The organism is Thiolinea disciformis DSM 14473 (assembly GCF_000371925.1).
In the GTDB taxonomy this organism is placed as follows: Bacteria; Pseudomonadota; Gammaproteobacteria; order Thiotrichales; family Thiotrichaceae; genus Thiolinea; species Thiolinea disciformis.
On sequence record NZ_AQVE01000008.1, the window covers coordinates 23008 to 42031 of the forward strand.

At 45.6% G+C, this 19024-nt stretch carries 18 protein-coding genes; 13 read left to right on the forward strand and 5 right to left on the reverse strand.

Annotated features, from left to right (window positions below):
• Nucleotides 1-179 precede the first annotated feature (179 nt).
• The 4 genes from pobA to A3IE_RS0108100 all read left to right on the forward strand — a co-directional run bounded on the left by pobA (nt 180) and on the right by A3IE_RS0108100 (nt 4485).
• Entirely contained in the window at nt 180-1394 is a 1215-nt protein-coding gene (pobA, locus tag A3IE_RS0108085; RefSeq protein ID WP_425425127.1) for a 4-hydroxybenzoate 3-monooxygenase, read from the forward strand.
• A 99-nt stretch (nt 1395-1493) separates the two neighbouring features.
• Nucleotides 1494-2522, forward strand: coding sequence for a TRAP transporter substrate-binding protein (locus A3IE_RS0108090; protein ID WP_020395104.1), 1029 nt, complete (start codon nt 1494-1496; stop codon nt 2520-2522).
• A 69-nt stretch (nt 2523-2591) separates the two neighbouring features.
• The gene (locus tag A3IE_RS0108095) at nt 2592-3101 is read left to right on the forward strand and encodes a TRAP transporter small permease (protein ID WP_020395105.1); all 510 of its coding nucleotides are present in this window, start codon (nt 2592-2594) and stop codon (nt 3099-3101) included.
• On the forward strand, nt 3094-4485 hold the full coding sequence (locus A3IE_RS0108100) for a TRAP transporter large permease (RefSeq protein WP_020395106.1): 1392 nt from the start codon (nt 3094-3096) through the stop codon (nt 4483-4485). Before A3IE_RS0108095 ends, A3IE_RS0108100 begins: the two co-directional genes overlap by 8 nt.
• Here the strand turns inward: A3IE_RS0108100 and A3IE_RS0108105 are convergent.
• The gene (locus A3IE_RS0108105; protein ID WP_020395107.1) at nt 4482-5186 is read right to left on the reverse strand and encodes a response regulator transcription factor; all 705 of its coding nucleotides are present in this window, start codon (nt 5184-5186) and stop codon (nt 4482-4484) included. The two genes, A3IE_RS0108100 and A3IE_RS0108105, sit on opposite strands and share 4 nt — an antisense overlap.
• Entirely contained in the window at nt 5174-7633 is a 2460-nt protein-coding gene (locus A3IE_RS0108110) for a cache domain-containing protein (protein WP_020395108.1), read from the reverse strand. Before A3IE_RS0108110 ends, A3IE_RS0108105 begins: the two co-directional genes overlap by 13 nt.
• Nucleotides 7634-7786: 153 nt before the next feature.
• Here A3IE_RS0108110 and A3IE_RS0108115 point away from each other — a divergent pair, with 153 nt between their 5' ends.
• The 9 genes from A3IE_RS0108115 (at nt 7787) to A3IE_RS0108155 (ending at nt 16389) form a co-directional block, all read left to right on the forward strand.
• Nucleotides 7787-8557, forward strand: coding sequence for an ABC transporter ATP-binding protein (locus tag A3IE_RS0108115; RefSeq protein ID WP_020395109.1), 771 nt, complete (start codon nt 7787-7789; stop codon nt 8555-8557).
• Complete coding sequence (locus A3IE_RS0108120; RefSeq protein ID WP_020395110.1) at nt 8554-9267, forward strand: ABC transporter ATP-binding protein; 714 nt, start codon at nt 8554-8556, stop codon at nt 9265-9267. The genes A3IE_RS0108115 and A3IE_RS0108120 overlap by 4 nt, the downstream gene beginning before the upstream one ends.
• A 22-nt stretch (nt 9268-9289) precedes the next feature.
• On the forward strand, nt 9290-10498 hold the full coding sequence (locus tag A3IE_RS0108125; protein ID WP_020395111.1) for an ABC transporter substrate-binding protein: 1209 nt from the start codon (nt 9290-9292) through the stop codon (nt 10496-10498).
• 65 nt (nt 10499-10563) lie between these two features.
• Nucleotides 10564-11451 carry a branched-chain amino acid ABC transporter permease gene (locus tag A3IE_RS0108130; protein ID WP_020395112.1) on the forward strand — a complete coding sequence of 296 codons (888 nt, stop codon included), beginning with the start codon at nt 10564-10566 and terminating at the stop codon, nt 11449-11451.
• Nucleotides 11452-11454: 3 nt separating this feature from the next.
• Entirely contained in the window at nt 11455-12393 is a 939-nt protein-coding gene (locus A3IE_RS0108135) for a branched-chain amino acid ABC transporter permease (protein ID WP_020395113.1), read from the forward strand.
• A 17-nt stretch (nt 12394-12410) separates the two neighbouring features.
• Complete coding sequence (locus tag A3IE_RS0108140; RefSeq protein ID WP_020395114.1) at nt 12411-14042, forward strand: acyl-CoA synthetase; 1632 nt, start codon at nt 12411-12413, stop codon at nt 14040-14042.
• 93 nt (nt 14043-14135) lie between these two features.
• Nucleotides 14136-14888 carry an electron transfer flavoprotein subunit beta/FixA family protein gene (locus tag A3IE_RS0108145; RefSeq protein ID WP_020395115.1) on the forward strand — a complete coding sequence of 251 codons (753 nt, stop codon included), beginning with the start codon at nt 14136-14138 and terminating at the stop codon, nt 14886-14888.
• A gap of 11 nt (nt 14889-14899) precedes the next feature.
• On the forward strand, nt 14900-15829 hold the full coding sequence (locus A3IE_RS0108150; RefSeq protein WP_020395116.1) for an electron transfer flavoprotein subunit alpha/FixB family protein: 930 nt from the start codon (nt 14900-14902) through the stop codon (nt 15827-15829).
• Nucleotides 15830-16008: 179 nt separating this feature from the next.
• Complete coding sequence (locus A3IE_RS0108155) at nt 16009-16389, forward strand: hypothetical protein (RefSeq protein ID WP_020395117.1); 381 nt, start codon at nt 16009-16011, stop codon at nt 16387-16389.
• 40 nt (nt 16390-16429) lie between these two features.
• Here the strand turns inward: A3IE_RS0108155 and A3IE_RS0108160 are convergent, their stop codons facing one another.
• From A3IE_RS0108160 to A3IE_RS0108170, 3 genes are read right to left on the reverse strand one after another with little or no spacing between them, the layout of a single operon-like run.
• Nucleotides 16430-17134 (reverse strand): fumarylacetoacetate hydrolase family protein, encoded by a 705-nt coding sequence (locus A3IE_RS0108160; RefSeq protein ID WP_020395118.1) that lies wholly within the window; start codon nt 17132-17134, stop codon nt 16430-16432.
• Nucleotides 17135-17152: 18 nt separating this feature from the next.
• The gene (gene maiA / locus A3IE_RS0108165) at nt 17153-17791 is read right to left on the reverse strand and encodes a maleylacetoacetate isomerase (protein ID WP_020395119.1); all 639 of its coding nucleotides are present in this window, start codon (nt 17789-17791) and stop codon (nt 17153-17155) included.
• Nucleotides 17788-19005, reverse strand: a complete 1218-nt coding sequence (locus A3IE_RS0108170; RefSeq protein ID WP_020395120.1) for a 3-hydroxybenzoate 6-monooxygenase — start codon at nt 19003-19005, stop codon at nt 17788-17790. The genes maiA and A3IE_RS0108170 overlap by 4 nt, the downstream gene beginning before the upstream one ends.
• Nucleotides 19006-19024: the final 19 nt, after the last annotated feature.

Genomic DNA, 19024 nt, shown 5'->3' on the forward strand with positions numbered 1-19024 from the left:
TAAAAGCAAACTTCACAAGAAACATACTTAGTATTTTTGTACTAAATAGCGCTAATTTTTACAATATCCATGCTTATTACCCGCTATTTAAGTTAAAAAAGTACAAGAAAACCTCTGACAAGTGAATAGCGAGCCAAGCTTGTTTACCGCAAGATATTTCTCCAAATGGATAGGAGGATGTGTTCTTGCAAACGATCAAAACTCAAGTCGCTATTATTGGTGCAGGTCCTTCAGGTTTATTGTTGGGGCAATTGCTTGCCAAACAGGGTATTTCCAATATTATTCTGGAACGTGTTACCGGTGATTATGTGCTGGGTCGAATACGCGCGGGTATTTTGGAGCAGGGTTTTGTAAATCTAGTACGCGAAGCGGGTGTGGGAGCGCGTATGGATCGTGAAGGTGAGATTCACGAAGGGTTTGCTATTGCGGTCAACGGTAAGCTAACCCATATTGATTTGAAAGGTTTAACCGGTGGCAAAACGGTCATGTGTTATGGTCAGGTTGAAATTACCAAAGACCTGATGGAAGCACGAGCTGCCGCTGGATTAAGCACTTACTATCAAACGTCTGAGCTCGCATTACATGATGTTAACGCCGAGCAGCCCAGTGTCACCTTTAACTATCAAGGTCAAGCCTATACCCTAAGCTGTGATTATATTGCAGGCTGCGATGGTTTTCATGGTGTGTCACGTCAAACCATTCCTCAAGCCTTACGCACTGAGCATGAGCGTGTTTATCCCTTCGGCTGGTTAGGTGTGTTAAGTGATACGCCGCCCGTGAGTGAGGAGCTTATTTACTGTCATCACGAACGTGGTTTTGCTTTAGCCAGCCGTCGTTCTGCTACGCGTTCCCGCTATTATTTGCAAGTTCCTTTGACTGAAAAAGTCGAGGACTGGTCTGATGATGCGTTTTGGGAAGAGTTAAAGCGTCGTTTGCCTGCTGAGCTAGCCGAGCAATTGGTGACAGGCCCCAGTATTGAAAAAAGTATTGCTCCTTTGCGTTCATTTGTGTGCGAACCAATGCAATATGGTCAGCTATTTTTAGTGGGTGATGCGGCGCATATTGTGCCCCCTACCGGTGCTAAGGGCTTAAATCTAGCGGCTTCTGATGTTGCTACACTGTATGCTATTTTGACGCGGGTGTATCAGCAAGGGGATAAGGCTTGTACGTCGCGTTATTCAGAAATTGCTTTACGCCGTGTGTGGAATGGTGAGCGTTTTTCTTGGTGGATGAGCAATATGCTGCACAACTATCAAGGTATGCCAGTCGCGGATATGGGAAGCTTGACCTTTAAGCGCTTTATGGAGTCTGAATTAAACTACTATCTGCAATCGGAGGCTGGGCGCCGTGTGATTGCTGAACAATATGTGGGCTTAGCTTATGAGAGTGTTTAAGCGCTAACGGGCTTGGTGGCTTGGTTTAAGCGCTAGGATCAAGACGCTACATCAATAGCGGTTTTAAGTCGGTTTGCTATTTCATTAAGAGGAGAGGTTATGAAAGCATGGCGTTTTGTCGGTCGTACAGTGTTGGCGACTGTGATGACAATGTCGAGTGTCTGGGCGGCTGAGGTGACGTTAACAGTCCACCATTTTTTATCCCCTAAATCGAATGCCCATATTCAAATGATTGAGGCGTGGGCCAATAAAGTCAGCAAAGAAAGCAATGGTCGTATTGAAGTCAAAATTTTCCCCTCCATGTCCATGGGTGGAAAGCCTTCAGAATTATACGGTCAAGTGCGTGATGGTTCAGCAGATATTGTCTGGACTTTATTAGGTTATAACCCTGGCACTTTCCCCCGTACCGAGGTCTTTGAATTACCCACTGTGCATAAAGACTCTGCCACTGCAACCACTATTGCGCTGAATAATTCTATGGATTTATTGGCGGAAGATTTTAAAGATGTACATGTTTTATTTCTGCATTCGAATGATGGCAATGTGATTCACTCCGCTAAAAAGCCAGTACGCACGTTTGATGATGTGAAGGGAATGAAATTGCGTACCCCTTCACGGACAGGCGCTTGGGTGATTGAGGCAATGGGCGCTGAACCAGTCAGCATGCCTATTCCGGAATTACCGGAAGCCTTATCGAAAGGAACGATTGATGGGGCCTTGACGACCTTAGAAATTGTGCCCGCTTTGAAATTACAGGAAATGGATAAGTCGATTTCTGAGTTGCCAGAAGGACGGCGCTTTGGTACGGCAATATTCATGTTTGCTATGAATAAAGATCGTTATAAAGAATTGCCAGATGAGTTAAAGAAAGTAATTGATGATAACTCAGGCACTAAAGTGGCCGCTGATATTGGCAAAATGTGGGAGGACTTTGAAAAAACGGGAGTGGATGCCTTGGCTTCTGCCAAAGTTGAAACTATCGTCTTACCTGCCGAAGAAGCAGCAAAGTTCGATAAAGCTAATGAAACCGTGGTGACACGCTGGATTGAAGAGTCAAAAACGAAAGGTTTTGATGGCGCTGCTTTAGTCGAGAAAGCACGTGCAGCCGTTGCCGCTGCTGCCAAATAATCGCCTTTTATAATTATCTTACTTTTGCCAAGGAAGGCGAAAGACAGATTATTCATCACAGGTAAGCCTATGCGCGCAATAGTTTATAAACTAGCCGATGTTTTTGCTTTAGTAGGCGGAATTTTATTATTGGCCATTATTTTAGTGACCAGCACCAATGTAGGCGCTTTCGCTTTACACCGTTTACTCAGTCCTTTTGGCTTTACTATTCCGGGTCTGTCCGGCTATGAAGATTTTGTAAAGCTTGCGATGAGTTCCGCCGCTTTATTATTTTTTCCTTTATGTCAGGTCAAAGGCGGGCATATCGCGGTTGATATTTTTATCCAATATTTGCCCACCAGTTTACAGCGTTTGACTGAAAAACTTTGGGCAGCTTTAACCTTCTGCTTAGTCTTGTTTTTAGCCTGGTGGATGGTACAAGGCATGTTAGAAGTACGCAGTGATCACTCGGTGGCAGGTGTCTTGGGTTGGCCGGAATGGCCTTTTTATATTCCGGGCATTTTGTCGCTTTTGCTTTGGGCGGTCGCGTGTTTGGTGCAAATACTGGATCCTGTACCGCTCGAGGTGACCCATGCTTAGTCCTGAAATGATCGGCATTATTGGCCTGATTATCTTATTTGCATTACTGATGCTACGTATGCCCGTTGGGATCAGTATGATTGTGGTAGGTATTGGTGGTACCTACGCGCTCAGTTTAGTAGCGTCCCATATTCGCTTTCAGCCTTATTTGAAGCAATTCAAAACCCTGCTCTGGTCAACAATGGCCAATTATGACTTGTCTGTTGTACCGTTATTTGTCTTGATGGGCTATTTAGCGAGCCAGTCAAATTTAAGTCGCGATTTATTTCGTGGTTTAGAAGCCTTGATGAGTAAGCGGCGTGGTGGTGTTGCCATGGCAGCGATAGGTGCTTGTGGTGGTTTTGGTGCGGTCTGCGGTTCTTCTTTAGCCACAGCGGCGGCGATGGGTAAAGTAGCTCTACCGGAGCTAAAACGCCTTGGGTATGCGCCAAGCCTTGCCACCGGTGCCCTTGCAGCCGGTGGTACTTTGGGGATTTTGATTCCACCGTCGGTCGCTTTGGTTATTTATGCCATTATTGTCGAAGGCAGTATTTTGCAAATGTTCCAAGCCGCTATTTTGCCCGGCTTATTAGCGGTTTTTGCTTTTATTGCGGTGATTGCTCTACAAGTGCGCTTCAAGCCTAGCTTAGCGCCTGAGCCACACCCTATGTCACCCGAGGAGCGCCGTGACGCGTATCGTCGTTTAATTCCGGTGTTAGTGATCTTCGGTGGCATTATTTTAGGCTTAGGTTTTGGCTTATTTACCCCTACACCGGCTGCCAGTGTTGGGGTGTTTGTCATCTTTATTTATGGTCTTTATATGCGCTGGCGTACTGGCACAGGTCTATCAACACAAGGGATTTTGACATCCTTACGTGAAACCGCCGTGACTTCCGCGATGATCTACTTGATTTTATTTGGCGCTGAAGTCTTAAAAGGCTTTTTTACCCGTGCTGGTTTGCCCTCTGCTTTAGCGGAATGGGCGGCTAGTTCCAGTTTAGAACCTTTTACGATTTTGTTCTGTATGTTGGTGATTCTGATTATTTTAGGCTGCTTTATGGATTCACTAGCGATGATTTTAGTGGTCTTACCCTTTTTCTGGCCCACCTTAGTGAACTTAAATGGGGGAGATGCAGTCACTGCAGCGGATGCAGCTTATGGCTTGAGTACGGACGATCTAAAAATCTGGTTTGGTATTCTGGCGCTCATTGTGGTGGAGCTAGGGCTCATTACCCCACCAGTGGGCTTGAATGTTTTCATTATTTCGTCGCTTTCGGAAAATGTACCGATGAGCCAAACCTTTAAAGGTGTTGTGCCATTCTTAATGGTAGAGTTTTTTCGGGTTAGCTTAATTATTGCCTTGCCGATAATTACCCTACTCATACCTCGTTTGCTGAGTGGCTAATGCCACTGTACATCAGCGGTCAGCATATAGCCCGCGCCGTAGACGGTTTTAATCAGGCGCGGCGCGGCTGGATCATCCTCTAGTTTTTTCCGAATGCGTGACATACGCACATCAATACAGCGATCAAAGGCTTCCTCTTTGTCTTTCATGAGTTGCTCACGCGAAAGGATTTGTTTGGGTGATTTGAGCAGTTGTAGCAGCAGTTGTGCCTCGGAAGAGCTTAAACTCTCCGCGTTTCCGGTTTCATTCACTAAGGTTAGGGTCGCCGTATCAAATTGCCATGCGCCAAAGCTTGCACGTTTTGGGGTGTGCTGCTGTTGCCAAGCACTGGCTAATTTATTAATACGGCGCAAAATACTATTAGCGCGTGCGACTAATTCACGTGGATCAAACGGCTTACTAATATAATCGTCTGCCCCGAGCTCTAAGCCCAAGACCCGATCGGTCATGCTATTGCGTCCCGATAGAATGATGACACCCATTTCGCAAGCATCTTGCAATTGGCGAACTAGATTCAATCCATCCATGTCCGGTAGACCTAAATCCACAATCAATAAGTCGGGCTGCTTTTGTTTTAAGGCAAGATGTGCCTGAGCACCTGTGCCATAAGCTTGCGCTAGATGTCCGTAGCGTTCTAATTCAGCACACACTAATTGGCAAATATCGGCTTCATCATCCACCACATAAATTAGTTTTTGCATAATCCAGCCTCCTTCGTTTGACTGGCCTGCCATAGGGCTTGCTTGAGTTGTTGTAGGTCGAAAGGTTTGTGAAGCTGTATAAAACTTAGATTTGATTTGTGTAGCGCAGCAGGATAAGCATAGCCACTCATTAAGACAATGATAGGCAGTGGTTTAAGTGCTGCAAAGTGTTGCGCCAATTGATAGCCATCCATTTTCCCCGTCAACATAATATCGGAGACGAGACCTACTAATGATGGCAAGGCTTGGGCAAGGCTTAAACCTTCTTCAGCATCTTCCGCTTCCACCACCTGCACGCCTAAGCTGATTAATTGTTGGCGCACCACGGCACGCACATCGGCATTATCTTCGACTAATAAGAATAGTTGGCCTTGTAGGCTAGCAAGTGATATGGCATCGTCTTTGCCACGCTCCGCGAGTGCGGGATAGTCTAAGGCTGCTGGTAATAATAAGGTAATAGTGGCGCCTTGTTGTGCTTGACTATCAATGCGAATATAACCGTGCGATTGTTTCACAAAACCATAAACCATACTTAAACCTAAGCCAGAATTAGTCGTGCCGACTTTGGTACTATAAAAAGGCTCAAAGGCTAGGCGCTGCGAATCTTCACTAAACCCTGTACCGGTATCCATGACCTGAATTTGAATATAGCGCCCTGCTGGAACAGACTCATCGAAGATCAATCCCTCGGTCAGTTGAAGCGCTGTTACGGCAAAGCTCAGTTGTCCGCCTTGGGGCATGGCATCGCGGGCATTGAGTGCTAAATTGATCAAGGCATTCTCTAAATGACTGGGGTCAATGGTTGCTAAGAGTGGGGTCTTAGGATCAGGTAGATAGCTCAAGTTAATATGACTGGGTAAAGAGCCACGCAATAATTCCACTGTTTCGGCGGTCAGTTGTCCCACATCGACCGTTTCGGGCTGTAAGGGCTGACGTCGTGAGAAAGCGAGTAAACGTTGCGTAATATCAGCGCCACGTCGTGTAGCGCGAATCGCTGGATTAACATAAGCCGCGAGCTCTTTATCCTGAAGACGCTCATGGAGTAATAATAAATTGCCTAAAATAATCGAGAGTAAATTATTAAAATCATGCGCTAATCCGCCCGCTAATTGTCCTACGGCCTTCATACGCTGCGCTTTGGCATTCGTTTCTAATAAAGCGTCAGTCCGTTGTTTGACTTGTGTATCCAAGCTATCAATATTGGTCTTCAGTTGCTCGACCATGCCATCGAAACTTTTGGCCAGAATGCCGATTTCACCATCCTGTTGAATGCCGCTTTTGGCGCTTAAATCACCTTGACTGACCCGTAAAGCGGTATTAGCCAGCTGTTCTAGCGGGCGTGTCATTTGAGTGATGAAGTAATACGCTAAACCTAAGGCAGCTAAAATCGTCAAAGCCGCTAATGCCATTAAGCGCGTACTCAAAATGGCAGCGCTACTACGCAGCTCCTCCAGATAGACGGAAGAGCCAATATACCAATCGAAACCTTTTAGATAGCGCACAAAGGCTAATTTTTCATAGATATAGTTACCCGGATCATCCGGCTTATCCCATTGATAATAAAGCTCTTTTCCTGTGTCGGCGACCGCAATAAGGTCTTTGAAAATAGATTGTTTGGTTACTGGGTTTTGCAAGTTTTTAAATTCAGTGCGGTCGATATTATTATTAGGGTGAAATAGCATATGTGCTTCAGAATCAAATACATACAAATAGCCAGTCTTGGCAATTTTGATGTTTTGCAAGGCGACACGTAATTCGGCGAGTGAGCGTTCTTTGCGTAGCTGAAATTCAGTTTCTACATCGTCCATATAGACGCCTGAGCCAATGACAAAGCCCCATTCAGGATAATTTTTTACATACGACACCTTGGGCAAAGGCTTATCACCGGATAGACGCTGCCACGAATACTGATAAAAGCCTTCTCCTTCCTTACGAACTTTATGCACAATATTGGGTACAATGGCACGCCCATCGCTATCTAGCATTTGTGCCGAATCCTTGCCATGAAAGCGCGGATCAGGGTGTGAGAGCATCATACCGTCGTAACCTGTAATCCAGATATAATCATGATTGCCATAGGTAAAATCGCGCAAGGCTGAAAAAGCGCGTTGACGAATTTGTGTTTCTGACAAACCTTGGGTATAGCCTTCACGATAGGCAGAGCGCAGATAGGATTCAGCCATCGCCACCGCGACTTTTAATTGTTGCTGATGCGAGTGCAGGGCTTGGGTTCGGTAATCTTCTAAATTCGCATACATGCGATTGGCGATTTCAAACACATTATTCAGTGTTAAGCGGCTTGAGTTACGCTCGATTTCAAACACTTGCTGCTTAATTAAAGGCACGGAATAGGCATACATGCTGGCGAAAACGGCGAGTAAAATGCCGGTCAGCATGAATAAAAATTGGCGTGACAATTGGGAGCGCAGCGGATATAAGCGACGCACTCTCGACCTCTCCCTCGGAATACAGAAATTCTTCCGAACTATAGCATAGCTTTTACGAAAGTATGGGGTTTGTACAATTCGTTACATTCTCGCAATACTTGTGCAAAATTGCCTTGCTATACTAAAAATCAGTAATCTTTGGAGGAGGATTCAATGGCGACTACTGACGTTATATTAGAAACGCGTGACTTGACCAAAAGTTTTAAAGGTTTTACCGCCGTTGATAAAGTTAATTTGAGCATTCAGCGCGGCCATATCCATGCCCTTATTGGCCCGAATGGTGCGGGCAAAACCACTGTATTCAATCTCCTCACTAAATACCTGATTCCTACCTCCGGCCAAATTCTACTGAATGGCAAAGACATTACGCCCATCGAAGCCTCAACGATTGCACGTATGGGGATGGTGCGTTCCTTTCAAATTTCGGCAGTATTTCCCAAACTCAGTGTGTTGGAAAATGTGCGCGTCGCCCTGCAGCGCAAAGAAGGGAATAGTTTTCACTTCTGGAAATCAGACAAAGTTCTGAATAATTTGAATGAGCAAGCTGAGCGCTTATTGGATTCAGTCGGCTTACTCAGTTTTGCACATGCCAAAACACTGGATCTTTCTTATGGGCGTAAGCGAGCCTTGGAGTTGGCTACCACCTTGGCATTAGAACCAGAAATGTTGTTATTAGACGAACCCACGCAAGGTATGGGGCATGAAGATGTGGGCGTAGTGGCAGATTTGATTAAGAAGGTCTCAGCGAATCGCACTATTTTAATGGTGGAGCACAATCTCCATGTGGTGTCACGCTTAGCCGATCGAATCACTGTATTACAACGTGGTGCAGTCCTAACGGAGGGCGACTACGCCACAGTATCCGCTGATCCACGGGTCAAAGAAGCCTACCTTGGTATTGCTGCTACGGAGGAGGCTGCATGACCAGCTCAATGGATGAAAAAATCCGCTTACGGGATTTGCACGCCTTTTATGGCGAGTCACATATTCTGCATGGCATTAATTTATATGTGAATCGCGGCGAGTTAGTGACTTTACTCGGCCGTAATGGCTCAGGCCGTTCGACTACCTTGAAATCAATTATGAATATGGTGGGGCGTCGTTCGGGCAGCATTATGATTAATGGCACTGAAACGCTGGGGATGCCAGCGCATCGTATTGCACATTTAGGTATAGGCTTTTGCCCAGAAGAGCGTGGTATTTTTGCTAGTTTAAGCGTGGAAGAAAATCTTTTATTGCCACCAGAAGTGCGTAGTGATGGCATGTCGCTGGATGAGCTTTATTCCATGTTTCCCAATTTGTTAGAGCGGCGCGCGAGTCAAGGAACACGTCTTTCCGGTGGTGAGCAGCAAATGTTGGCTTTAGCGCGAATTTTGCGGACTGGCGCCAATATTTTATTACTGGATGAAATTACGGAAGGTTTAGCGCCCGTTATTGTGAAAAAACTAGGCGAAGTATTGGTGCAGCTTAAACAGCGTGGCCTCACCATTTTATTAGTCGAGCAGAATTTTCATTTTGCGGCACCCATTGCAGACCGGCATTACATCATGGAGCACGGTCATATTGTAGAGGAAATTCATCAGTCTGAGCTGGAGGAAAAGCGCGGGCTGTTAGATACCTATTTGAGTGTTTAAGGGTTTTATTGGAGGAGAAAACATGATTTTAAAACAAACAGTGGTAGCGAGTGCTATGGCATTGGCTTTGGGTGCAAATGCCGTGTGGGCGGAAGGCATTTCTGATGGCAAAGTCCGTATTGGCGTGATGGCTGATATGGGGGGGACTTATGCAGATGTATGTGGCAAGGGTTGTGTCACTGCCGTAGAAATGGCCGTCAAAGATTTCGGTGGCAAGGTGCTGGATAAGCCTATCGAAGTGATTTCTGCGGATGACCAAAATAAGCCAGATGTTGGCTCCGCCATTGTCAGTGAATGGGTCGCTAAAGAGAAAATTGATGCTGTTGGTGGTGTAGTCGCCTCTTCAGTTGGTTTAGCGATTAGTAAAGTCTTAACCGAAGCGAAAAAACCCCTATTGATTGCGGCGGCTGGTAGTACGGCTTTTACCACTAAAGCATGTTCTCCTTTTACCGCGCATTGGACTTATGACGTTGCGGCTTTAGCCAATGGTACGGTGAATCCTTTGGTGGCGGCGGGTAAGAAGAAGTGGTTCTTCATTACGGCGGATTATGAATTTGGTAAAGCACTCGAAACGGTTGCCACGGATGTAATTAAAAAACACGGTGCAGAAGTGGTTGGGGGCGTGAAAGTTCCGCTGAGTACTACCGATTTCTCTTCTTATATTTTGCAAGCCCAGTCCTCAGGTGCGGATGCCATTGCCTTCGCGAATGCAGGCAAAGACTTCATTAACTCCTTAAAAGCGGCACATGAGTTTGGCTTAGATAAGCAAGCTACCATGGTCGGGCTGGTTGTGTTTGCCTCTGAAGTGCAAGCTATTGATCCAGCAGTTATTGCCAATATGCGCTTGACGACAGCGTTTTATGGCGACATGGATGATAAAACCAAGGAATGGGCGAAGCGCTATAAAGAAGTATTCGGCAAAACGCCGGGTATGAGTCAAGCAGGCGCTTATTCTGCGACTATGCATTATTTGAACGCGGTCAAAGCAGCTGGCACTGACGAAGGTACGGCTGTCATGGCAAAAATGAAGGAAATCAAACCAGATGATTTCTTTGCGCGTAATGCGGTATTGCGTTCGGATGGGCGTATGGTGCATGACATGTACCAAGTACGTGTTAAGAAAGCGGATGAGCGTAAAAACGAGGATGACATCTTTGAAATTGAGAAAACCCTATCCGGTGATCAAGTGTTCCTACCGATGGTAGAAACGTGTGATTTTGCTAAGAAGTAATTAAATCTGGGGCAGGGATGAATAAGCTCATCCCTGCGAATGCATTTGCTCAGCATAGGTGTGTTATGGATTCATTCCTTGGCATTAATCCAGTGGCTTTATTTGGCCAATTGCTGGTTGGACTCATTAATGGCTCATTTTATGCCTTACTCAGTTTAGGCTTGGCCATTATATTTGGCTTGCTGCGGATTATTAATTTCGCTCAAGGTGCTTTGTATATGGTCGGTGCTTTTTTTGCATGGCTAGGATTACAGCATTTGGGGATTAACTATTGGCTAGCATTAATTGTTGTGCCAGTGAGTGTAGGGTTTATTGGGATATTGATTGAGCGGATTCTGATTCGCCCAATTTCTAATGAAGATCACCTTTATGGTTTATTATTAACCTATGGGGTGGCTTTAGTGTTACAAGGTATCTTTACACATTTATTTGGCTCGTCGGGTTTACCGTATTCTATTCCTGAAACCTTGCAGGGCGGTGCTAATTTAGGATTTATGTATTTGCCCACTTACCGCGCTTGGATCATTGTTATTTCTTTACTGGTTTGCGGTTCTACTTGGTGGGTGATTGAGAAGACTAAATTAGGTGCTTATTTACGTGCAGGCACCGAGAATTCTCGAATTTTGCAAGGTTTTGGAGTCAATGTACCCTTAATGATCACTCTAACCTTTGGCTTTGGGGTCGCCTTAGCAGGTTTCGCAGGGGTTTTAGCGGCGCCGATTTATTCGGTTAGTCCTGATATGGGGGCCAATATCCTCATCGTTGTATTTGCGATCGTGGTCATTGGTGGGATGGGTTCGATTGGTGGCGCGATTTTGACTGGCTTATTGATGGGCATTATTGAGGGTTTAACGAAATATTTTTATCCCGAAGCGTCTACCACAGTCATCTTTTTAGTCATGGTGTTAGTCTTACTTTTTAAACCCGCTGGTCTCTTTGGCAAGGAATTATAGAATATGATGACTCAATTTTTCCAGAGCCGTTTATTTCTGCTGGCTGCTCTTGTATTAGCCCTGATTATTCCTTGGCTGGTTTATCCTGTTTTATTAATGAAGATATTGTGTTTCGGTTTATTCGCCGCTGCGTTTAATTTGCTGATTGGCTATGCTGGAATGCTTTCTTTCGGTCATGCCGCCTTTTTAAGTACAGGCGGTTATATGACGGGCTATGTGATGAGTGAATATGGCTTGACCACTGAGTTAGGTATTTTAATAGGTACAGCCGCATCTGCTTTATTAGGCTTTGTATTTGGTAAGTTGTCGGTCAAGCGCGAAGGTATTTATTTCGCTATGGTGACCTTGGCATTGGCGCAACTGGTATTTTTCTTATACGTACAAGCGCCATTTACGGGGGGTGAAAATGGATTACAAGGTATTCCACGTGGCAAACTGTTTGGTGTAGTCGATTTATCGAATAATATGGTGATGTATTATTTCGTATTGGCTGTCTTTTTAGCAGGTTATTGGTTTATTCATCGCACTATTCATTCACCTTTTGGTCATGTCTTAAAGGCAATTCGCGAGAATGAGCCGCGTGCTATTTCGCTAGGCTACAATGTCCGTCATTATAAATTAATGGTGTTTATTATTTCGGCGACCTTATCGGGTTTAGCAGGTTCAACCAAAGCCTTAGTTTTTCAACTAGAATCACTAACCGATGCACACTGGCATATGTCAGGTGAAGTGGTACTGATGACCTTATTAGGGGGCATGGGAACAGTTTTTGGACCCTTAGTTGGCGCAAGTGTGATTATTGGCATACAAAACTTATTTTCTGGTGGCGAGCTAGGGAGCTATATTCATATTATTATGGGTGTGATCTTTATTGTCTGCGTGTTGCTCTTCAGGAATGGCATCGTAGGCGAGCTTAATAAGGTATTGAAAAATAATTTTTAGCGGCAAGGAGGAATAGTATGACGCAGGTGAATATCTACGAACAGCACTTGGATCAGGTAGCGGCAAATTATGAAGCATTAAGCCCTGTCACATTCTTGGAGCGTGCTGCTTCGATTTACCCGAATAAGTTGGCGGTGGTACATCATCAGGTGCGTCGTACTTGGGCTGAAACCTACACCCGCTGTCGTCGCTTAGCCAGTGCTTTAGTGAAGCGCGGGATTCAGGTAGGCGATACGGTGTCTATTATTTGCCCGAATTTGCCGGAGCACTTTGAGGCTCATTTTGGCATTCCGATGGCCGGTGCAGTGCTGAACTCGATTAATACCCGTTTAGATGCGCCTTCTGTTGCCTTTATTTTGAAACATGCCGAAAGCAAGATTCTCATTACCGAGCGCGAAATGAATGCGGTAGTGAGTAAAGCGCTGGATATGTTGGAAGTTAAACCTTTAATTATTGATATTGATGATCCTAGCTTTCAAGAAGGTGAATTACTGGGTAGCATGACTTATGAGCAATTGCTACAAGAAGGTGATCCCCATTTTCAGTGGCAAGCCCCTAGCAATGAATGGAATGCTATTAGCCTAAATTATACTTCTGGCACCACGGGCGACCCAAAGGGTGTGGTTTACCATCACCGTGGTGCATATTTGAATGCGGTGAGTAATGCTTTGTCATGGAATATGCCAACGGGTACGGTTTATTTGTGGACTTTACCGATGTTCCATTGCAATGGCTGGTGTTTCCCTTGGACTATGGCGGTTATTGCGGGTGTGAATGTTTGTTTGCGTCATGTGCGTGCTCAGAAAATTGTTGAGTTAATTATTAACGAAAAAGTGGATCATCTGTGTGGTGCACCGATTGTATTAAGTATGATTGGCAGTGCACCAGACTCCGTAAAAGCGGGCATTACGCATCCTGTTAAAGTGATGACAGCCGGTGCGCCCCCCCCTGCGGCAGTGATTCAAACCATGGAAGAGATGAATTTCGATGTTACGCAAGTCTATGGTTTGACTGAAACGTATGGCCCTTGTGTGGTGAGCGTGTGGAAGGATGATTGGGATGGCGTCAGCATAGAAGAACGCGCGCGCCTAAAAGCACGTCAAGGGGTGCGAGCGCCTATGCAAGAAGATTTAATGGTCGCTGACCCTGCTACCCTAGAGCCTGTCGAGCAAGATGGGCAAACCATAGGTGAGGTTTTCATGCGTGGAAACATCGTTATGAAAGGTTACCTAAAGAATCCTAAAACCACCGATGAGTCATTTGAAGGAGGGTGGTTCCACTCCGGTGACTTGGCAGTGTGGCACGCTGATGGTTATATCGAAATCAAGGATCGTTCGAAAGATATTATCATTTCTGGCGGTGAGAATATTTCCAGTATTGAAGTAGAAGATGTACTGTATAAACATCCGGCCATACAAGACGTTGCCGTCGTCGCCAAACAAGATGAAAAGTGGGGTGAAATTCCTTGTGCTTTCATTAAACTTGCCGATGGTGCAAGCCTGACGGAAGACGAGGTCATCGCGTATTGTCGCGACAATATGGCGCGCTATAAAGTGCCTAAAAAAGTAATCTTTGTGGATTTGCCACGAACCTCCACAGGTAAAGTACAAAAATTCGTACTGCGTCAATGGGCGCGGGATGCAAACTAATTATCTTCACTAACGGGCTGAAGGACCTCTCCTTCTAGCCATACCAGAGTAGCTTTTTTTAAAGGCTACTCTTTTTTTAAGGATAAAAGCAGCATGAAAATACTGGTAGCAATAAAGCGCGTGCTGGATTACAGCGTAAAAGTGCGTGTTAAAACCGATCATAGTGATGTCGATTTAGCCAACGCTAAAATGTCTATGAATCCATTCTGCGAAATTGCGGTTGAAGAAGCAGTACGTTTAAAAGAGGCGGGTGTGGCCAGTGAAATTATTGTTGTTTCCATCGGCTCGAAAGCGGTACAAGAAACCATTCGTTCTGCGATGGCGATGGGTGCAGATCGTGGTATTTGGATTGACAGTGGTGAAGCGGCTCTGAGTCCCTTAACGATTGCTCAATTATTAGCAAAAGTCGTACAAGCTGAGCAGCCAAGCGTTGTATTGTTGGGCAAGCAAGCGATTGATTCGGATGATAATCAAACCGGCCAAATGTTAGCCGCGTTGTGTGACTACCCCCAAGCAACCTTTGCCTCTAAAGTGACGATTGCTGATAGCAAAGCTACTGTAGTGCGTGAAGTCGATGGCGGTTTGCAGACCTTACAATTAGCATTGCCGTTGGTGGTGACGACCGATCTGCGCTTGAATGAGCCGCGTTATGTGAAATTACCAGATATTATGAAGGCTAAGAAAAAGCCTTTGGATACCCAGACTCCAGAATCTTTAGGTGTGTCGCTGAATAATTCAGTGAAAATGATCAAAGTAGAACCGCCTTCTGAGCGTAAAGCGGGCATTATGGTGCCTGATGTGGATGCTTTGATTAATAGCCTAAAAAATCAAGCGAAAGTGCTGTAAAGGGGAAAATTATGACAGTATTAGTAATTGCCGAACACGATAATCAAAACCTCAAACCAGCTACTTTAAATGCCTTAAGCGCAGCCCAGCAACTGGGCGGTGCTATTGAGGTTTTAGTCATTGGCAGCAATTGCCAAGCAGTTGCGCAGCAAGCGGCTGCGATAGCAGGTGTCAGCAAAGTCAAAGTGTCCGATAATGCGGTCTATGCACAGCAGCTTGCCGAAAATACCAGCCAATTGATCGCTAAGCTAGCCCCAGCTTATTCCCACGTTCTAGCACCTGCTACCACCACTTTCAAAGATGTATTACCACGCACTGCTGCTTTATTAGCCGTTAATATGGTTAGCGATGTCATGGCGGTCGTGAGTGCAGATACGTTTAAACGTCCTATTTATGCGGGAAATGCGATTGCTACGGTACAAAGTTCTGATGCGATCAAGGTGCTCAGTGTGCGCACGACGGCATTTGATCCCGTATCGACTAGCGGCGGGAGTGCAGCGATTGAAGCGATTAGTGATCTATTTGAAGCGAAACAGACCCAATTTATGGGGGCGGAAATCGCTAAATCAGATCGTCCTGAACTGACCTCTGCTAAATTAATCGTCTCGGGTGGCCGTGGTGTGGGTTCAAAAGAGAACTTCGCTATTATTTATGCCTTAGCGGATAAAATGGGCGCGGCGGTTGGCGCATCACGTGCAGCGGTGGACGCAGGCTATGTACCGAATGACTTGCAAGTCGGGCAAACCGGTAAAGTGGTTGCACCAGAATTGTATATGGCAGTCGGTATTTCTGGCGCGATTCAGCATTTGGCTGGTATGAAAGATTCGAAAGTCATTGTCGCCATTAATAAAGATCCTGAAGCCCCGATCTTCCAAGTGGCAGACTATGGTTTAGTCGGCGATTTATTCACTATTGTTCCTGAACTGACGGCAAAACTCTAGCCTGAAGCGGCGATACTGTTGCAGGTCAAAAAGCTGCTGTGCGCTACAGCAGCTTAGTTTTGTTGTAAACTGAACACTAGCCGCTTATAAGAAATAAGTCCTATTTATTCTTGTAATCGCTCGTTTTCTTCCAGAAAAAATTACACCCTAAGGCTATCTTCTAAACCCTTGGGTAGCGTATGAAAGCTTTGCATTCTTTTTTGCAAACCATAGCAACAAGTTCAAGCGAAATTCAATCTGAGTTGGCTTATCAAAGCTTGGTTGATGAGTTAGAAGTCGTTTTGCCCAACCATAATAAGCTGCTCTTGAAGACTGATTTATTTCAATTAGTGACCACACTTTTAGCCAAGCCGACGTTTTATCAGAAAGCGGGTTTGTGGCGTGTACTGTGCTTATTAGATAGCAAACGGGTACGCTTTTCTGAGTGGCAGATGCTGGAATTAACTACTATTTTTGATGAGCACTATGATTGCTACGAGCAGCCTTTATTACTAGCGAGTTTGCAAGTGTGGAGTGATAAAGCAGTGATTGACTGGTCGCCAGAAGCTTGCTTAGGTTAAAAGCGCCCAAAGTGATTGAGCGCTTTATAGGTGTGTGGACTTAGACAATATTGACGGTGATTGGGTTTAAGCCCTCGATCGATGCTTCTAAACGATCACCTTTTTGCACGGCTCCCACCCCCTCAGGTGTCCCTGTCATAATCAAGTCACCCGCTTTTAACTCAAACAGCGTCGATAAATTCGCAATCGTTTCAGAGACTGACCAAATCAGATGCTTTATGGTGCTAGATTGTCTCACTTCACCATTGACTAAGAGCTCAATTTTGCCATCGTTTAATTCGCCCGCATCTTTTAGGGTAGTCAAGGTGCCAATCGGGGCAGAATAATCGAAGGCCTTGCCGATTTCCCACGGGCGACCTTGTTCGCGCATTTTCATTTGAAGGTCGCGGCGAGTCATATCCAAGCCCACTGCATAACCGAAAATATGTTGTGCAGCGTTTTCAATAGCAATGTCTTTGCCTGCTTTGCCTATCGCGACCACCAATTCGACTTCATAGTGATAATTCGTGGTGAGGCTGGGGTAGGGGATAGTGACCGGTTCTTGGCCTACTGGAACCACAGAATCAGGATCATTGGGTTTGCAGAAAAAAAAGGGTGGTTCACGATCAGGATCAAAACCCATTTCGCGCGCGTGCGCCGCATAATTACGCCCTACGCAATAAATGCGGCGTACTGGAAATTTGGCCTCTGTACCGGCTACCTGCAAGCCCACGGTTTCCACCGGATTAAATACAAAATTTGTCATGACTAGCTCCAAGAAATCTTAAATAGCATCCGGCTGCAGATTGGGCGCTGCATCGGCAAAAGCTTTCAGCACTTGGCACTGTTGCTCAATGGCTAAAATCCTAGGGTAGGGTGTCAAATCTACCTTAAAACGCCGTGCTGAGAATAATTGCGGAATTAAATAAACATCGGCAAGCGTCGGGGTGTTACCAAATGAGTATTTGCCGCGCTTAGTATGAGCCAATAACAGTTGCTCATAAGCTGCAAACCCTGCATGGATCCACTCGCCACACCATGCATTAATACCCGCCTCATCCTGCCCATAGTGTTTGCGTAGATAATCCAAAATACGCTTATTGTTAATCGGGTGGATATCACAGCCAATCAGCGCTGCTAAGGCACGTACATGAGCGCGTTGATTGACATCTTTTGGGAGTAAAGGCGGTTCAGGATATTGTTCTTCTAGCCATTCAATGATGGCAGGGCTTTGAGTCAAGACTTTACCCTCTACCACTAAGGAGGGTACTAAGCCTTGTGGATTGAGAGTTTTATAATCTGTGCTAGATTCTTCTGCGGCACGTAAATTTACTGGAATATATTCGTACTTCAATCCTTTCAAATTCAAGGCTATACGTGTGCGGTAGGATGTTCCACTGGAAAAAAAGCTATAGAGTTTCAAAGGGTTGACTCCACATATTGGGCTGCATCGAGGCAGTTGCTGACATTCCAGCCGTATAACCATTGCATTGCGTCATAGAATTGTGTTTGTGAACGTCCGCGCCATAATTCATTACGCACCAAACGTTCAACGCCTTTGGCATGGTAAATACGACCCATTTCACGGGAGGATAAAACAATTCGAGCCGTGCGAGCTACTCGCGCGCGCTGATAAAGATCGAAAGCTTTGGCAATATCTTGCTCACAAGTCCGCAGAGCCTCGCCTAAGGTGACCGCATCTTCCATCGCCATGCAAGCACCTTGCGCCATGTATTGGGTGGTTGGGTGGGCAGCATCCCCAAGCAAAGTCACTCGCCCATAGGTCCATTGTGCGATGGGTTCACGATCAGCAGTAGCCCAGCGTTTCCAGCTTTTAGGTAAATCAATTAATTGGCGTGCTTTGGGCGTAATACTTTGGAAATAGCTTTGTACTTCTGCGCGGCTACCTTCTTTGACACCCCATTCTTCTTGCTCACGACTGTGGAAGGTGACCACGTCATTATATTGTTCGCCACCGCGTAGTGGGTAATGTACTAAATGGCAGTTCGGGCCGACCCAAATACTTGCTGCATTCCATTGTAAATCTTCGGGAAAATCCTTTTTATCAACGACAGCACGATAGACCACATGTCCTGTTACCCGCGCAGGATCACCTACAAACTGCTCGCGCACAACCGAGCGCACGCCATCTGCACCGATTAAAGCTAAGCCTTTATACGTATTACCGTGTTGATCATAGACAGTCACCGAGCTTCGATCTTGCTCGATTTTACAGACCTTAGTAGCGGTTTTAAAGGTGATCTTGCCGGATTCTTGCGTGCCTTCTAGTAAAGAACTGTGCACATCCACACGGTGAATGACTGCATAAGGATTGCCGAAACGTTGCCGGAAGGCTTCACCCGTTTCAATCTTGCCCACTAAACCTTCATCAAGCGCATCGTGCATGATCATATAATCGGTGTACACTGCGCGTCCACGGGCCTTATCGCCAATGCCGAGCGCGTCAAAAGCATGAAAAGCGTTGGGACCTAATTGAATGCCTGCGCCAATCTCGCCAATTTCGCTAGCTTGTTCCAACACCAAGACGTCATAGCCTTGATTGACTAAGGCTAGGGCTGCTGATAGTCCACCAATGCCACCACCCGCTACCAAAATCGGTAAATTTGCTATTGTCATGTTCTAGCCTCCCCAGTGC

Excerpts from the sequence above, each read along its gene's own strand:
- A3IE_RS0108120 (WP_020395110.1), top strand. The coding sequence starts at position 8,554 with ATGACCAGCTCAATGGATGAAAAAATCCGCTTACGGGATTTGCACGCC.
- A3IE_RS0108130 (WP_020395112.1), top strand. The coding sequence starts at position 10,564 with ATGGATTCATTCCTTGGCATTAATCCAGTGGCTTTATTTGGCCAATTG.
- A3IE_RS0108160 (WP_020395118.1), bottom strand. The coding sequence starts at position 17,134 with ATGACAAATTTTGTATTTAATCCGGTGGAAACCGTGGGCTTGCAGGTA.
- A3IE_RS0108105 (WP_020395107.1), bottom strand. The coding sequence starts at position 5,186 with ATGCAAAAACTAATTTATGTGGTGGATGATGAAGCCGATATTTGCCAA.
- A3IE_RS0108095 (WP_020395105.1), top strand. The coding sequence starts at position 2,592 with ATGCGCGCAATAGTTTATAAACTAGCCGATGTTTTTGCTTTAGTAGGC.
- A3IE_RS0108155 (WP_020395117.1), top strand. The coding sequence starts at position 16,009 with ATGAAAGCTTTGCATTCTTTTTTGCAAACCATAGCAACAAGTTCAAGC.
- A3IE_RS0108115 (WP_020395109.1), top strand. The coding sequence starts at position 7,787 with ATGGCGACTACTGACGTTATATTAGAAACGCGTGACTTGACCAAAAGT.
- A3IE_RS0108170 (WP_020395120.1), bottom strand. The coding sequence starts at position 19,005 with ATGACAATAGCAAATTTACCGATTTTGGTAGCGGGTGGTGGCATTGGT.
- A3IE_RS0108140 (WP_020395114.1), top strand. The coding sequence starts at position 12,411 with ATGACGCAGGTGAATATCTACGAACAGCACTTGGATCAGGTAGCGGCA.
- A3IE_RS0108100 (WP_020395106.1), top strand. The coding sequence starts at position 3,094 with ATGCTTAGTCCTGAAATGATCGGCATTATTGGCCTGATTATCTTATTT.
- A3IE_RS0108145 (WP_020395115.1), top strand. The coding sequence starts at position 14,136 with ATGAAAATACTGGTAGCAATAAAGCGCGTGCTGGATTACAGCGTAAAA.
- A3IE_RS0108090 (WP_020395104.1), top strand. The coding sequence starts at position 1,494 with ATGAAAGCATGGCGTTTTGTCGGTCGTACAGTGTTGGCGACTGTGATG.
- A3IE_RS0108125 (WP_020395111.1), top strand. The coding sequence starts at position 9,290 with ATGATTTTAAAACAAACAGTGGTAGCGAGTGCTATGGCATTGGCTTTG.
- A3IE_RS0108150 (WP_020395116.1), top strand. The coding sequence starts at position 14,900 with ATGACAGTATTAGTAATTGCCGAACACGATAATCAAAACCTCAAACCA.
- A3IE_RS0108135 (WP_020395113.1), top strand. The coding sequence starts at position 11,455 with ATGATGACTCAATTTTTCCAGAGCCGTTTATTTCTGCTGGCTGCTCTT.